Here is a 14,081-nt window from a genome sequence, read left to right on the forward strand (position 1 = left end):
CCGACGATACGCACGCGACCGTCACGTGAGTTCTATCCGCCGCGACGACAGGCGTCCAGCCGTCAGCGCCCGATGATCTCTTCGCCGTGCTTGCTTTGTTCATGCTCGGAAACTCTAATTTAGAGCAATCGAAATGGACCGATCTTCATCCGTTCCCACTTCCAATGTCGATTTTTACAATTTAATGGGCTGAAAACGTCTTTGGATGGTTGAACCCGATGTCGCACGTCGTTACGGCGTCCGCAGACAATGGAGTATACTATGGCCGAAGATACCACCGACCTGAATGCCGTCGAGCTGGCAACAGAACTGACGATCGCATGGCTCGGCAACCCGAATACCCGGAGTTCGGCTGATGACGTTCCCGCGTTTCTCGGCAAGATGCATGAGACGGTCGCGTCGTTGCTCGGCGCTACCACCGAAGCTGCTCCGGTCGAAGCTGCGACCGAATACACGCCTGCCGTAACGGCACGCAAATCGCTCGCGTCGAAGGATCACATCATCTCGATGATCGACGGCAAGTCGTACAAGACCTTGCGCCGTCACCTCGCGACGCACGGCATGACGCCGGCCGAGTACCGCGAACGTTATGGGCTGAAGCCCGATTACCCGATGGTCGCCGAGAACTACTCGGAGAGCCGTCGTGCGATGGCGAAGAAGATCGGCCTCGGACGCAAGCCCGGCCCGCGCAAGACCGAATCGGCGCCTGCCCAGCAGACGACGACGCGCAAGCGCAAGACGGACACTGCCGCCGCCGCTGAATAAGCGACGCAGCCAGTGACGACAAAAAGGACCGGCGCCTCGCGGCACCGGTCCTTTTTTGTTGCGCGGAGCGTGAGAACGCGGCGGCGTTACTTGGCGAAGATTCCACGCCTGTAGAGCAACGTGATCGCAACGCGACGATTGCGCGGATCTGCAGGGTCTTTGACGATCAGCGGTTCGCGGTCGGCGACGCCTTCGATCCGCTCGAACCGCTCCTCCGGCGTGCCACCCGACAACAGCCGCCGACGCGTCGCCTCGGCGCGACCCGAAGACAGCATCCAGTTGTTCATCGCACGCGGGTCGCCATACGGCACGCTGTCGGTATGGCCGCGGATCATGATCGGGTTCTGCATGCCCTGCACCGACCCTGCGATCATGCCGATCAACGCCGACGCTTCCGGATCGAGCGCCGTCGTGCCGAGCGCGAACATCGAATAATCCGCATCGTCGACCAGATCGATCCGCATGCCGTCTTGGGTCGGCACGAAGCGGACATGGTTTTGCAGCCGCGACAGTTTCGCATTGCCCGACATCTCGCCAAGCACGCGCCGACGCAGAGCCTGGAAGTTCTTCTGATCTTCCTTGGTCAGCGCATCACGGCTTTTCAGCGAACCCTTGGGCCCCGTCCCTGCCGATGGCCCACCGAGCCCGGCATCGGGAATCGCAAGCTGCGCCATGCTCGTCTGCCCGGGCTTCGGCCCGATGCGATTCTTGTCCAGGATCGATTCGCCGCCGAACAGCCCGCCGCCGCCGATCCCGAGCGAGCGCGTGTTGAGGATGGTCGGCGCGAAGTAATCGGCGATGCCCTTGCGCTGTTTCTCGGTGGTCGCGCCAACGATCCACAGCAACAAGAAGAACGCCATCATCGCGGTCACGAAATCGGCGTACGCAACTTTCCACGCGCCGCCGTGATGGCCGCCATGCGCCTCGATATAGATCTTCTTGACGATGACCTTGGGCGGCTGGTTCGTCCCATGAGGCGCGCGCGCGGCCACCGGATTACTTGCCCCTCAGCCCGTCGAAGACTTCGGCGAAGCCCGGCTGGTTCTTGTGCGCGATGCCCGAGCGGGCGGCCTCGATCACCAGCGGCTGCGGATGGCCGTGCAGCGAGGCGATGATGATCTGCTTCACCACGTCGTAGATCGACGCGTCGGCATCGAGCACCTGCTTCAACCGGTTCGCGAGCGGCGCGACGATGCCGTAGGCGAGCAACACGCCCATGAACGTACCGACCAGCGCCGAGCCGATCATCGCGCCGAGGATCGACGGTGGCTTGTCGATCGAGCCCATCGTCTTCACCACGCCGAGCACCGCGGCGACGATGCCGAGCGCGGGCAGTGCATCGGCGAGGCTCGCGAGCGTGCCGTGCGCCGCCTCCTCCTCGTGATGATGCGTCTTGATCGAGTGGTCCATCACCTCCTCGACCGCATGCACGTCGAGCGTACCGGACGACACCACCACCAGGCGCAGCGTATCGGCGATCAGGTTGACGAGCGCCTTGTCCTTGAGGAGCTTCGGGTATTCCGCGAACACGGCGGACGACTGCGGATCCTCGACATGCGGCTCGAGCGCGATCGGCCCGTCCATCCGCAGCATCTTCATCAGCTTGCTGACGAGGAAGATGACGTCGAGATAATCCTGCTTCTTGTACTTCGGACCCTTGAAGACCTTTCCGAGACCGGCGCCGAGACCTTTCAGTTCCTTGCCCGAATTGCCGATGATCAGCGCGCCGGCGGCGGCACCACCGATGATCAGCATCTCGTGCGGGATGGCCTCCATGACGGGGCCGAGCGCGCCGCCGGTGAACGCGAATCCGCCAAACACCATGACGAGCAGGACGACGATGCCGATGACCGGAAACATGGTGTTCGAATTCCCCCAGGGCCGACAGCGGCACTTGCGTCGCCACAGAATTAACCGCCTTTGGTAGCCAACCGGTTACCAAGGCGACGTCGCGCGCGATTAAATTCGGATCAGCGCAGATAATCGAACAGCGACAGCGCCGAGAGCTTCGAGAAGCTCGCCTGCGTCGCCGACAGGATCGTCATCGTCTTCTGCAACTCGACCACCGTCGTGGTGATGTCGGTATCCTCAAGCCCCGACCGGGTCGCTTCGCGGTCCGCCGCGACATCGGTCAGCCGCGATGCCTCCAGATCGACACGCGCGGCGCGAGCCCCGAGCGAGGCCTGCACCGTGGACACCTGATCCGACGCGGCGCTGATGTCGGCGAGCGACGTATCGAGCGAACTCGCCTTGAAATCGTCCGACTGCAACGCGGTCGCGATCGCCGAGAGCATCGCCAGCGTATTGGTACCGCCCTCGATGCTGCCATCAGGCTTGGCCTTGCCGCCGACGGTGAAGATACGCGCGGCAGTCTCGTTCGCCTGGACGGTCTGGCCGTCGCCGATCGGGATGCCCGACACCGGCTTCGACGCGAGCGCGTAGGTCCCGCCCGCAGCGACCGCAGGCGCACCGTCGGCACCACCGAACAGCGCCTGCCCGCGGGCGTCTTTGGCGTTGGCGAGGTTGGTCAGCGTCACGACGAGGCCGGCGATCTGTTCGCCGATCGCCTTGCGGTTCGCCGCATTCAGCGTGCCCGTCTTCGCCTGCGTCACCAGCTCGGTCGCGCTCTGCAGCTGGTCGGTGATCGCGGAGAGGCTGGTGTCGCCCTGCTTCAACACCGATTCGGCGGTGCCGAGATTGGCGGCATAGGCCTTGTCGTCGACGGTATCGCGCTTGATCCCGGCAAGCCGCTGATACGCGGCGCTGTCCGACGAGGGTGTCGACAGCTTGGTCCCGGTCGAGATCTGGTTCTGCAACGACTCCGCCTTGCCACCGAGCGAAGTCATCGACGCCGAGGCGCGGTCGTAGAAGAGGCGAGTCGCGATCTGCATGGGCGTTACCGTAGATCGAGGATGGTCTGGAGCGTGTCGCGCGCGGTCTGGATCACGCGGCTCGACGCCTGATAGGCCTGCTGGAAGCGCAGTAGGTCGACCGCTTCGCTATCGAGATCGACACCCGACGCGGACGCAAGCGAGCTCACCGCGCCGTCGCGGATTGCAGTTTGCGCATCGGCCACGACCTTGCGCTGTTCGAGCGCGGCGGCGTTGCCGGCGATCAGCGTCGTGGTGCGCGTTTCGAAGCCACCGCTGCTGCGGACTCCCTGCAACGCGGAGAGATTGGATGCGTCACGCTTGCCGCCGGTCACGCTCGCCGCAGCGATCCCGCGTCCGTCGGCGAGTGCAACCGAGATGTCCGTCGGCGTGGCACCGGTCGCGAACATCGCGGCGCCCGCATTGCCGTCGAGATCGCGACCCTGCGCCTGCACCGCGTTGATCTTGCTCGTGAAGTCGGTGGCGATCGCATTGAGCGATCCGCGCGCCGCGGCGATCCGCTGTGCGCCTTCCGCGAACCCGGCAAGCGCGCCACCCGTCGGCGACAATGCAGACGTGACGTTGCCGCGCGTGACGGCGAACTGGACCGCACCCTCGTCGTTGCGCGCATAGGACGCCTGCGCGCTCTCGCCACCCGCGACGAACACCGAGCCCGCCGCGCCGCCGAGCCGCACAGTGGTCCGCCCGAGATCGTCGAACGACGTATTGATGTCGGTGATCGTGCTCATCTGCTCGAGCATCTGGTCGCGCTGGTCGGCGAGTTGCGCCGCAGTCGACGATCCCGGCGCGGTGCGCGCGATGCCGTCGTTGATCTTGGCGAGTGCGGTACCGAGCGCATTGAGCGACTGCACCGCCTGCGATGCGGTCGAATCGAGATCGGCGGCCGCGGTATCGAGCGCCGCGCCGGTCGCGGTGAACGCCGCCGCCGCCGTACCCGCCGATTCGAGCATGACCGCCCGCGCCGGCTCCGAAGTCGGATCGGCGGCGAGTTTCTGCGCGGACGTGAAGAAGCTGGTGAGCCGGTCGCCGAGCTGGTTGTTGCCCAGCGCCGTCTCTATCCGGTTCATCCAGGTGACGCCGGCTTCGGTCTTGGCGAGATCGGTGCCGGCCGAGCGGACCGCCTGCGACCGGTATGCGTCGGCGCTGCGGCCGATCCCCGTGATCGTGACGCCGTTGCTGCTGACCGACTTTTGCGCGTTCAGCCCGCCATTGACCGACGACACTTCGGAAAGCGTCGTCGTCCGCCTTGTATAGCCCGCATTGCCGGTGTTCGCGATGTTCTCCGACACCGTGGACAGCGCGGTCTGGTACGCGCGCACGCCCGAGGCGCCGATCGAAAGGAGATCGCTCATGGCGGCGAGTCTGCCGCAGCCTGGTTAAGATCGGATTGAGACTTGGCGAGAAAATCGGTCATCGCCTTGCCGATGCCGAGCGGCGTGTGCTCGGCCATCGACTTGGCGATCAGCCCGTCCTGCATGTCGGTGAAGGTGTCGATCGCCTTCGAATCGAACAGCGGGTCCGCCAATTTCGCTTGGCGCATGCTCTTCAGCATCATGCCGGTGAAGACCGCCTCGAACTTCTCGCCTGCCTTGTCGAGATTGTCCTTCGACTTGAGGCGGCTCGTGTCGGTCGAGATGCCGGTCGTGGGTGCTACGGCTGCGGCTGCGTCGAGCGGGCTCACAGGACGATCAACTCGGCCTTGAGCGCGCCGGCTTCCTTCAGCGCCTCGAGGATCGCGACCAGATCAGCCGGCGATGCGCCGATCGCGTTGACCGCCTTGACGATGTCGGCGAGCTTGGGGCCGGGGTTGAGTAGGAACATCGGGCGACGCTCCTCCTCGACTGCGACGCGGCTGTTCGGGACGATCGCGGTCTGGCCTTGGCTGAACGGGGCTGGCTGGCTGACCTGCGGCTTCTCGTCGATCCGCACCGTCATCTTGCCGTGCGTGATCGCCGCAGGCCCGACGCGGACTGCCGAGTTGATGACGACGGTACCGGTGCGCGCGTTGACGATCACCTTGGCGGGGGGTTCGGCGGAGACGACATCGAGATTCTCGATCGTCGACATAAGCGTGGCGCGAATATCGGCACCGATCGGCGCGCGCACCGCGACCGAGACCGCGTCGATCGCCTGCGCGCTGCCGAAGCCGAGCTTCGAGTTGATCGCCCCCGCAACGTTCTGCGCGGTGGTGAAATCGGCGCGTGCAAGGTTGAAGGTGAGCGTCGGCGCGCTGTCGAACCCGGTGGCGACAGCGCGTTCGACGGTGGCACCTTCGGGGATGCGACCGGTCGAGGGTACGTTGACGACGATCTTCGACCCATCCGCGCCTTCCGCGCCGAGACCGCCGACCGCCAGGTTGCCCTGCGCCATCGCGTAGATCTGGTTATCGGCACCGAGGAGCGGCGTCATGATCAGGCTGCCACCGCGGAGGCTCTTCGCCTTGCCCATCGAGGCGACGGTGATGTCGAGCCGCTGGCCGGGCTTGGCGAACGGCGGCAGTTCGGCGGTAATCATCACCACCGCCGCGTTCTTCATACCGGGATTCGCCGATGGCGGCAGCTGCAGCCCGAAGCGTGACGCGACGGCCTTCAGCGACTGCACGGTGTATTCGAGGTTGTCGTCGCCCGTGCCTGGCAGGCCGACGACGATGCCGTAGCCGGTCAACTGGTTCGAACGGATACCCTGGAACCCGCCCAGATCCTTGATCCGGTCGGCCGAGGCCGGCGCGGCGATCAGGAGCGATGCCAGGAGGGTGGTGAGGAGACCTGCGAGAGTACGAAACACGGTCTTTAGTCCTTTGCCGTTCGTGCTGAGTAGCGACCGAGTAGGCGCGCAGCGGCGTATCGAGGGCGCGTATCGAAGCATGGGTTCCGCGCGCCAACCTGTCCTTCGATACGAGCCCTCGATACGCGCCTTCGGCACTATTCGGTCTCTACTCAGGACGAACGGGTTGGCGCTGACACGCGTGCCCTCACCCTTCGCCGCCTTCGGCGTCTCTCCCTCTCCCCTGAGGGGAGAGGGAAGGGGCCCGGCCGGCGCTTGCCGGGTGGGAAGGGTGAGGGCACGGGTCAGCGGGCGCATCAAAACGGGCTGACGACGGAGAAGAAGCGGCTGAGCCACCCCTGGCGGCCGGCGCGGGCGACGTCGCCCTTGCCGGTGTACGAAATCTGCGCGTCGGCGACGCGGGTCGACAGGACGCGGTTGTTCGCGTCGACGTCGGCGGTGCGGACCAGGCCCTTGATCTTCAGGAACTCGTCGCCGCGGTTGAGCGTGACGCGCTTCTGGCCCTGCACCAGCATCGTCCCGTTGGGATAGACTTGCGCCACCGTCACGCTGACTTCGCCCGACAGCGAGTTGGTCTGGTCGGCCGCGCCGCTGCCGTTGAAACTACGCCCGCCGCTGAGCGTCGCGTCGCTCTTGTTGAACAGGTTGAGGAAGCCGGTGGTCGGCGGCGTGATGCTGCCCGAGCCATTGCTGTCGAGCTTCGACCCCGACGACTTCGACGCAGCGGTGCGCTCGACCAGCACGATCGTCAGCGGATCGCCGACCTTCCGCGCACGCCAGCCTTCGTACAGAGCGGCATAGCCGTCCTGCGCCTGGAAGATCGAGCCTGTTGCGACGACCGGCACCGGCTGGACCGGCAAGGGCCGCGCGACCGAGAAATCCTCGGGCGGCGCCTTCTTGCCGAACAGGCTGGCGTCTGCCGAAGACGCGGCGAGGATCGCGGCGAGGGCGGCAAGCGATGTTGAGACGGTGCGCATCACAGGTTCTGGTTGACGTATTTGAGCATGTCGTCGGTCGCCGAGATCATCTTCGAATTGACCTCGTACGCGCGCTGCGTCTCGATCATGTCGACCAGTTCCTCGACGACGTTGACGTTCGACGCTTCCAGCATGCCCTGCTTGATCCCGCCGCGACCGTCCTGCCCGGCGACGCCGACGGTCGCCGCGCCGCTGGCTGCGGTCTCGACGAGATAATTGTCGCCGGTCGCCTGGAGCCCAGCCCCGTTCGGGAAGCTAGCGACCTGGATCTGGCCGATCTGCGACGCCTCGGTCTGGCCGGGAACCATCGCCGACACGGTGCCGTCGCGGCCGATCGTGATCCCGGTCGTCCCCTCGGGTACGGTGATGCCGGGCTGCACCTGATAGCCTTCGCTGGTCACCAGCAACCCCTCGGCGGAGCGCGAGAAATTGCCGGCGCGGGTGTAGCCGAGCGTGCCGCCGGGCATCTGCACCTGGAAATAGCCGTCGCCGTCGAGCGCGAGGTCGAGGCTGTTGCCGGTCGTCTGCATCGCGCCCTGCGTGTCGATCCGTGCGGTGCCCTGGATACGGACGCCGGTGCCCAGGTTGAGCCCGGTCGCGTATTTGGTCTCGGCGGTGCTCTGCGTACCGGGCGTCGTGACGGTCTGGTAGGCGAGCGTCTCGAACGCCGCGCGGTCCTTCTTGAAGCCCGTGGTGTTCACGTTGGCGAGATTGTTCGAGATGACGCGCATGCGCATGTCCTGGGCGTCGAGCCCGGTGCGCGCGATATGCATGGCTGCGGATGACATTCGTCTGTTCCTTCTAGCTCGGCAGGCGCATCAGCGATGCACCGCTCTCGTCGATTTCCTTGGCGGATTTCATCATGTTGGCCTGGACTTCGTAGCTGCGCTGGTTCTCGATCATGTCGACCAGTGCCTGCGTCATGTTGACGTTCGATCCCTCGATCGCGCCGCCCTGAACCTTGGCGTCCATGTCCTCCGGCAGCGCACCGCCGCCGCGCACGCGCAACAGGTTGTCGAGGCCCTTCACGGTATCCGACCCCTTGGTGTCGGCGAGCTTGAGCTTGTCGATCACCTGCGTGTCCTTCGCGTCGCCGCCCTGCGGCACGATCGAGATCGTCCCGTCGGCCGAGATCGTCAGCGACTGGTAGGGCGGCAGGGTGATCGGCCCCCCCGAGCCGATCACCGGATGCCCGTCGCCGGTCTGCAGCACGCCTGATGGCGCGACCTCCAGATCACCGCGGCGCGTGTACGCCTCCGACCCGTCCGACGCCTGCACCGCCAGCCACGCGGTGGTGCCGGTGATCGCGACGTCGAGCGGACGCCCGGTCAACTGGATCGCGCCCGGCGAGCGATCGGCGTCGGTCACCTCTTCCGAGGTCGGCGCGCGCGCCTCGATCGTCGAGCCGTCGCCCTTCAGGTTGAGCCGGTCGAACACCACGCGATCGGCGCGGAAACCGGTGGTCGACGCGTTCGCCATGTTGTTGGCGATCGCCGCCTGCGCCGCCATGTGCGCGCGCAGGCCCGTCGCCGCGGTGTAGACCAGCTTGTCCATTCAGGGTCCCCTGCTCGCTCTTGCTTAGCTGCGGATGTTGAAGATGGTTTCGGAGATCTGGTTGGCGGTATCCAAGGCCTTGGAGTTCGCCTGGAAATTGCGCTGTGCCGCGATCAGGTTGACCAGCTCCTCGGTGATGTCGACGTTCGATCCCTCGATCGTCCCCGACATCAGCTTGCCGAAACCGTTGGTGTCCGCCGAGCCGAGCTTCGCCGAGCCCGAAATGCCGGTCGACTGCCAATAGCTGCTGCCGAGCTGGCGCAGGCCTTCGGGGTTGGAGAAGTTCGCGAGCATCACCTGCCCCAGCACCTGCGTGTCGCCATTCGAGAAGCTCGCATTGACGAGGCCCTTCTCGTCGACCGTCACGCCCTGGATCTGGCCGACCGCCTTGCCGTCCTGCGTTCGCGAGGCGACGTTGAACGCGCTCGACAGCTGCGTCGTGCCGCTGCCGAAGGTGAAGGCGATCGCCTGCGGATCGGTCGAGTTCGCGGTGGTGAACTGGTCGAACTTGATCGCGGCGGTCGGCGCGGTCATCTTGCCGGTCGGGTCGAACGTCATTGCCGTCCCGGCGGTGCCGTTCGTCGTCAACTCCTTGTCGCCGACGAAGCTGTGGACTTCCCAGGTGCTGTTCGCGTTGGTCGTCGTCGGTGCCGACGTGCGCTTGAAATAGTTGGTCAGCGTCATCGCGTTGCCACTGGCATCGTACACCGTGGTCTGCGCGGACTGGTTGTAGCTCGACGGATCGAACCGGTCGAACGTCGCCGTCGTCGGCAGCGCCGAATTGGCGTTGAGGTTGAGGGTCATCGTAACCGCCGAAGTCGGCACCGGCGTCCCGCTCGTCTCGGGCAGGCGCAGGCTGACCGCGGAATCGGAGCCGGTCGCGACCACCGCGCCCGAGCCGTCGACCGGGAACACCTGCAGATGCGAGCCCTGCGAATCGACGACATAGCGGTTCGAGTCGACCAGGAAGCCGCCATTGCGCGTGTAGTTGATCGAGGCGGATTCGATGCTCGGCTTGACCGCGAAGAAGCCGTCGCCCGACACCGCGAGATCGAGGCTGTTCGAGGTCTGGATGAGGCTGCCTTGCGCGAACTGCTGGCGATTGGCCTGGACGATCGCGCCCGAGCCGATCTGCTGCGACGGCGCGACCGACACGCTCGATGCGATCACGTCGGCGAATTCGGTGCGGCTCTTCTTGAAGCCGTTGGTGGCGACGTTCGCGAGGTTGTGCGAGATCGTCGACATCTCGGCCTGCGACGCCTGGAGACCGGAGAGCGAAGTGTAGAAGGACATGGCGGTTTAACTCCTGGAAACTCTGGGTTCAGCCGATCTGGCGGACGGCGCTGGCGGGAATTTCGCCGAGGCCGGGAAGCGTGAGGATGGCGGCGCCTGTGGTGGTCGACACCGACTGGACGGGTGCCCAGACCAGGCCGGTCGCGCCGACCGTGGTGCCGGCGTTCTGCGCGGCGACCTGGACTGTGAACGGGCCGTTGCCAGTTTCCGCACCGGCGGCGTCCTTGCCGTCCCAGTCGTAGCCGATCGTCCCCTTGGCCTGCTTGCCGAGCGACATGGTCTTCAGGACCGCGCCGTTCGCGTCGCTGATCGTGACGTTGACGTCGGTCGCGGCACCGGCGAGCTCGACCGACCCGGCGATGCCGCCGGCTGCGCGACCATAAGCGGTGCTGCCCGGGGTCAGAACGGTCTTGCTGACATAGCCGAGCGCTTCGCCGGTGCTGGTGACGCCCAGCTTGTCGGCGATCGCCTTCATCGTCGTGTTCATCTCGGAGATGCCCGAGGTGGTCGAGATCTGTGCCATCTGCGCGACCATCTGGGTGTTGTCGACCGGGTTGAACGGGTCCTGGTTCTGCATCTGCGCGGTCATCAGCTTCAGGAAGTCGGACTGGCCGAGCGACGTCGAAGACTTGGTCGTGGTGGTCGCCGCGGCGGTCGAAGTGCGCGTGATGCCGAGATTGGAGAGCGTGGAGTCGAAGGAGGTTGCCATGATCAGCGGCCTAGCTTGAGGGTATCGATGATGAGCGACTTGGCCGTGTTCATCACTTCGATGTTGTTCTGGTAGCTGCGGGCGGTCTCCATCATGTCGACCATCTCGCGGGTTTCATCGACCGCCGCCTCGAAGATGTTGCCATCCTTGTCGGCCATCGGATTGTCGGGATCGTAGCGCTTGGTCGGCGCGTCGCCCGCGGTGACGACGCGCTCGACGTCGACCGTCGACATACCGCTGGCCGCGTCGAAGCTGGTGCGGAACACCGGCTTCATCGTCTTGTACGCGGTCTCCGCCGAGCCGGTCGTGCCGCCGGCGTTGGCAAGGTTCGACGCCGTCGTGTTCATCCGGACGAGCTGCGCGGACATCGCGCGGCCGGCGACCTGGAAGATCGTCATGGGCTGGCTGGACACGCCTTATTCCCCCTTCAGCGCACGAGTGATCTGGCCGATCCGCCCGTTCAGGAACGACAGCGTCGTCTGATACTGGACGGCGTTCTCGGCGAACGCGGTCTGCTCCTGGCTCAGCTCGACGGTGTTGCCGTCCATCGAGGTCTGCGTCGGGATGCGATACTTGGTGGCGGCATTGGTGCTGTCGTCGTTCTCGACCGAGGCGAGCGCGGCCTGGAAATCGATGTCGCGCGCCTTGAAGCCGGGCGTCGAGGCGTTGGCGATGTTCGACGCCAGCACACCCATGCGCTGCGACCGCACCTCGAGTGCCGCCCCGTGAACTCCGAAAAGCGTGTCGCCTGACACAAGCCCGTCTCCTGGCGCACCGATTGCGCAACCGGACATAAGCAATGGCCGTGCCAGTTTTCGTGTTGCGGGTGGGGGATGGTGGTTTGCCGGGCGGCGGCAGGTGGGCGGCAAGGGGAGCGGCAAGAGGTTGCCGGTGTTGCAGGGGTGGGCGGCAATGGAGTTGCCGGTTGGCGTGTTTGGGGCGGCAAACCGAACCACTGCCCCCTGCCTCACTATGTTTCCCCGCGGAGGCGGGGACCCAGTCTGGGTCCCGCCTTCGCGGGAGAACAAGGAAGCAGGCACCACTGCCACCACCGCGGCGAAGGCCGGGGGCCAATTGGAAAGGTCGCAGTAACGAAGCGCACCCTCAGTTAGCGACGTCCCCCAATTGGGCCCCGGCCTTCGCCGGGGTGGCGGTTGAGTGGCCGCCGGCATCACCCTTCTTCCCCCCTCCCTCGTGAAGGGAGGGGTCGGGGGTGGGTGGGCCGCTTGGCAAGCGCACCGCATGCCAACGAACCCACCCACCCCTAGCCCCTCCCTTCACGAGGGAGGGGAACAGAAGACCAGCTCCCGGCATGACACAGCGGCCTTACGCTTCGCTGCCTTCCAATTGGCCCACCCCTTGCATCACGCCAGGCGCATGATCACGCTCGCCCAACTCCTCGACCCCGCAGCGCTCGCCATCGTCGGTGGCGGGACGGCGCTCGCCGTCGTCCTCCGCACCCCCTTGCGCGATCTCGGCCGAGCGCTCGCCGCCGTAACCACACTCGGCCGCGGCCGGTTCGACGCAGACCCGCTCCTCCTCCAGATCACGGCCCTAGCCCGCATCGCCAAGCGCCACGGCGTGATGGCGCTCGATCGCTCGGTCATTACCGACGCCGACGTCGCCGCGGGGATCGCGGCGATCGTCGATGGCGCCTCCGCAACCGACGTCGCGACGCTCGTCCAGCATCGCCGCCGCGCCCGCATCGAGCGCCACGTCGCTGCCGCCGACGTCTGGGCTGGTGCCGCCGAGGTCGCCCCGGCGATGGGCATGGTCGGCACGCTGATCGGCCTCGCGCACATGTTCGCGACGATGAGCGATCCCGGCGCGATCGGTGGTGCGATGGCGGTGGCGCTACTCGCCACGCTGTACGGCGCACTGTTCGCCAACCTCCTCTTCACGCCGATCGCCAACCGCCTCCGCGCGCAAGGGCGCAACGAAGCCTTCGAGCGCGTGCGGATCGAAGCGCCGCTCGTCGCACTCGCCGAACGCGAGACTCCCCGCGGCTACGTCGCACCCAGTTCGCCACCCACGCTGGCCACCGTCGCGTGAACGCCAGCGAATATCCCGATGCGCCGACCGGCAAGCCGCTCTGGTTGATCACGCTCGCCGACCTCGCGCTGTTGCTCGTGGGCTTCCTCGTACTCCTCCAGGCCACGCAACATATCGGCGGCAAGGACTTGGCAAAGGGCATTCGCGAAGGCTTCGGCGCGAACGACACCGAGCCGACGCCGATGCCCGTCGCGGCCGCCGGCATTCTCGATTTCGCGCCCGGCTCGGCGATCCTGCCGACCACCCCCGGCGCGCTCGTCGCCTGGGCGCGCGAGGCGGCGCGCGATCCCCGCGTCATGCTCACCGTCACCGGCTCGACCGACGGGACGGCCGCCGATATCGACCGCGTGACCGGTAGCGCCGCGATCCTTGCCGCCGACCGCGCGCGCACCGTTGCCGCCGCGCTTGCCGCGGTCGCGCCGTCACGCGTCGCGATCGTCACCGCCACCAAGCCCGGCCGTCGGGCCGCCATCGTCTCCGTCGCCTTTGTCGGCGAACCGCTGAGGACTGCTAAATGATCATCCCGCTTCTGCTCATGGCCGCAAGCTTCCAGGATACCGCCGCGCTCGACGCTTCGGTCGCCGCGTTTACCGGCCGCCCGACTGGTGCAGAGGGGGGCGCGCGCACGCCGGTCGACGCGCGGCTGCGGCTCGCGACCTGCCCGACGGTGTCGCTGTCATGGCGCTCCGAACAGCATGACGCGGTCGTCGTCTCGTGCGCCGGCCCCGCATGGCGGATCTTCGTGCCGGTCATCCGCCCCGCCAACGCGCCCGCCGCTGTAGCAGCCTCGTTCACGCCCGCCGTGAAGGTCGCGCCCGTCATCAAACGCGGCGATCCGATCGTCATCGAGGCCGGCACAGAGGGCTTCTCCATCAGCCGCGAAGGCGTCGCGATGGGTGATGCCGCGCCCGGCGGGCGCTTTATGGTCAAGGTCGACGACACCCGCACGCCGGTCCAGGCGATCGCGGTCGAGGCCGGTCGCGCCACCCTTCCCGGCTGGTCGAACTAATTTCGGCCGAACAGATTAATTTTGCTAAAGGTTTTGTCGGTGCAGCC

Annotated in this window: 17 protein-coding genes; 4 read left to right on the plus strand and 13 right to left on the minus strand. The window is 66.3% G+C overall.

Features of this window, described 5'->3' with window-relative positions; translation table 11 throughout:
* Nucleotides 1-261 precede the first annotated feature (261 nt).
* On the plus strand, nt 262-765 hold the full coding sequence (locus tag C8J39_RS05950) for a MucR family transcriptional regulator (RefSeq protein WP_120299600.1): 504 nt from the start codon (nt 262-264) through the stop codon (nt 763-765).
* Nucleotides 766-851: 86 nt separating this feature from the next.
* Here C8J39_RS05950 and C8J39_RS05955 read toward each other — a convergent pair whose 3' ends face one another.
* From C8J39_RS05955 to C8J39_RS06015, 13 genes are all read right to left on the minus strand, one after another.
* Nucleotides 852-1,757, minus strand: a complete 906-nt coding sequence (locus C8J39_RS05955; protein WP_120299601.1) for a flagellar motor protein MotB — start codon at nt 1,755-1,757, stop codon at nt 852-854.
* Nucleotides 1,758-1,761: 4 nt separating this feature from the next.
* Nucleotides 1,762-2,625, minus strand: a complete 864-nt coding sequence (gene motA, locus C8J39_RS05960; RefSeq protein WP_056061555.1) for a flagellar motor stator protein MotA — start codon at nt 2,623-2,625, stop codon at nt 1,762-1,764.
* 110 nt (nt 2,626-2,735) lie between these two features.
* Entirely contained in the window at nt 2,736-3,656 is a 921-nt protein-coding gene (locus C8J39_RS05965) for a flagellin (RefSeq protein ID WP_120299602.1), read from the minus strand.
* 5 nt (nt 3,657-3,661) lie between these two features.
* Nucleotides 3,662-5,008, minus strand: a complete 1,347-nt coding sequence (gene flgK, locus C8J39_RS05970) for a flagellar hook-associated protein FlgK (protein WP_120299603.1) — start codon at nt 5,006-5,008, stop codon at nt 3,662-3,664.
* The gene (locus C8J39_RS05975; RefSeq protein ID WP_120299604.1) at nt 5,005-5,337 is read right to left on the minus strand and encodes a rod-binding protein; all 333 of its coding nucleotides are present in this window, start codon (nt 5,335-5,337) and stop codon (nt 5,005-5,007) included. The genes flgK and C8J39_RS05975 overlap by 4 nt, the downstream gene beginning before the upstream one ends.
* A complete protein-coding gene (locus tag C8J39_RS05980; RefSeq protein ID WP_243649740.1) occupies nt 5,334-6,440 on the minus strand; it encodes a flagellar basal body P-ring protein FlgI in 1,107 nt (368 codons plus the stop codon). The genes C8J39_RS05975 and C8J39_RS05980 overlap by 4 nt, the downstream gene beginning before the upstream one ends.
* Nucleotides 6,441-6,736: 296 nt before the next feature.
* Nucleotides 6,737-7,417: a flagellar basal body L-ring protein FlgH gene (locus C8J39_RS05985; RefSeq protein ID WP_120299606.1), complete on the minus strand. Its 681-nt coding sequence runs from the start codon at nt 7,415-7,417 to the stop codon at nt 6,737-6,739.
* Nucleotides 7,417-8,205, minus strand: a complete 789-nt coding sequence (flgG, locus tag C8J39_RS05990; RefSeq protein ID WP_120299607.1) for a flagellar basal-body rod protein FlgG — start codon at nt 8,203-8,205, stop codon at nt 7,417-7,419. Before flgG ends, C8J39_RS05985 begins: the two co-directional genes overlap by 1 nt.
* A 13-nt stretch (nt 8,206-8,218) precedes the next feature.
* Complete coding sequence (gene flgF / locus C8J39_RS05995; protein ID WP_120299608.1) at nt 8,219-8,971, minus strand: flagellar basal-body rod protein FlgF; 753 nt, start codon at nt 8,969-8,971, stop codon at nt 8,219-8,221.
* A gap of 24 nt (nt 8,972-8,995) precedes the next feature.
* The gene (locus C8J39_RS06000) at nt 8,996-10,264 is read right to left on the minus strand and encodes a flagellar hook protein FlgE (RefSeq protein WP_056061578.1); all 1,269 of its coding nucleotides are present in this window, start codon (nt 10,262-10,264) and stop codon (nt 8,996-8,998) included.
* 28 nt (nt 10,265-10,292) lie between these two features.
* On the minus strand, nt 10,293-10,973 hold the full coding sequence (locus C8J39_RS06005; protein ID WP_120299609.1) for a flagellar hook assembly protein FlgD: 681 nt from the start codon (nt 10,971-10,973) through the stop codon (nt 10,293-10,295).
* A 2-nt stretch (nt 10,974-10,975) separates the two neighbouring features.
* Nucleotides 10,976-11,371 carry a flagellar basal body rod protein FlgC gene (gene flgC, locus C8J39_RS06010; protein ID WP_093400072.1) on the minus strand — a complete coding sequence of 132 codons (396 nt, stop codon included), beginning with the start codon at nt 11,369-11,371 and terminating at the stop codon, nt 10,976-10,978.
* A gap of 18 nt (nt 11,372-11,389) precedes the next feature.
* Nucleotides 11,390-11,728: a flagellar basal body protein gene (locus tag C8J39_RS06015; protein WP_279388810.1), complete on the minus strand. Its 339-nt coding sequence runs from the start codon at nt 11,726-11,728 to the stop codon at nt 11,390-11,392.
* 622 nt (nt 11,729-12,350) lie between these two features.
* Between C8J39_RS06015 and C8J39_RS06025 the strand changes: the two genes are divergently transcribed.
* From C8J39_RS06025 to C8J39_RS06035, 3 genes are read left to right on the plus strand one after another with little or no spacing between them, the layout of a single operon-like run.
* Nucleotides 12,351-13,025 (plus strand): motility protein A, encoded by a 675-nt coding sequence (locus tag C8J39_RS06025; RefSeq protein ID WP_120299612.1) that lies wholly within the window; start codon nt 12,351-12,353, stop codon nt 13,023-13,025.
* Nucleotides 13,022-13,543, plus strand: a complete 522-nt coding sequence (locus tag C8J39_RS06030; RefSeq protein ID WP_120299613.1) for a hypothetical protein — start codon at nt 13,022-13,024, stop codon at nt 13,541-13,543. The genes C8J39_RS06025 and C8J39_RS06030 overlap by 4 nt, the downstream gene beginning before the upstream one ends.
* Complete coding sequence (locus C8J39_RS06035) at nt 13,540-14,034, plus strand: flagella basal body P-ring formation protein FlgA (RefSeq protein ID WP_120299614.1); 495 nt, start codon at nt 13,540-13,542, stop codon at nt 14,032-14,034. Before C8J39_RS06030 ends, C8J39_RS06035 begins: the two co-directional genes overlap by 4 nt.
* The last annotated feature ends 47 nt before the right edge of the window (nt 14,035-14,081 follow it).

The sequence above is a fragment of the Sphingomonas sp. PP-CC-1A-547 genome, from assembly GCF_003610375.1.
Lineage (GTDB): Bacteria > Pseudomonadota > Alphaproteobacteria > Sphingomonadales > Sphingomonadaceae > Sphingomonas.

Coding starts and splice junctions, on each gene's coding strand:
- flgC (WP_093400072.1), bottom strand. CDS start 11,371: ATGACGATCTTCCAGGTCGCCGGCCGCGCGATGTCCGCGCAGCTCGTC.
- flgF (WP_120299608.1), bottom strand. CDS start 8,971: ATGGACAAGCTGGTCTACACCGCGGCGACGGGCCTGCGCGCGCACATG.
- flgK (WP_120299603.1), bottom strand. CDS start 5,008: ATGAGCGATCTCCTTTCGATCGGCGCCTCGGGCGTGCGCGCGTACCAG.
- C8J39_RS05965 (WP_120299602.1), bottom strand. CDS start 3,656: ATGCAGATCGCGACTCGCCTCTTCTACGACCGCGCCTCGGCGTCGATG.
- C8J39_RS05950 (WP_120299600.1), top strand. CDS start 262: ATGGCCGAAGATACCACCGACCTGAATGCCGTCGAGCTGGCAACAGAA.
- motA (WP_056061555.1), bottom strand. CDS start 2,625: ATGTTTCCGGTCATCGGCATCGTCGTCCTGCTCGTCATGGTGTTTGGC.
- C8J39_RS05985 (WP_120299606.1), bottom strand. CDS start 7,417: ATGCGCACCGTCTCAACATCGCTTGCCGCCCTCGCCGCGATCCTCGCC.
- flgG (WP_120299607.1), bottom strand. CDS start 8,205: ATGTCATCCGCAGCCATGCATATCGCGCGCACCGGGCTCGACGCCCAG.
- C8J39_RS06000 (WP_056061578.1), bottom strand. CDS start 10,264: ATGTCCTTCTACACTTCGCTCTCCGGTCTCCAGGCGTCGCAGGCCGAG.
- C8J39_RS06035 (WP_120299614.1), top strand. CDS start 13,540: ATGATCATCCCGCTTCTGCTCATGGCCGCAAGCTTCCAGGATACCGCC.
- C8J39_RS06005 (WP_120299609.1), bottom strand. CDS start 10,973: ATGGCAACCTCCTTCGACTCCACGCTCTCCAATCTCGGCATCACGCGC.
- C8J39_RS06025 (WP_120299612.1), top strand. CDS start 12,351: ATGATCACGCTCGCCCAACTCCTCGACCCCGCAGCGCTCGCCATCGTC.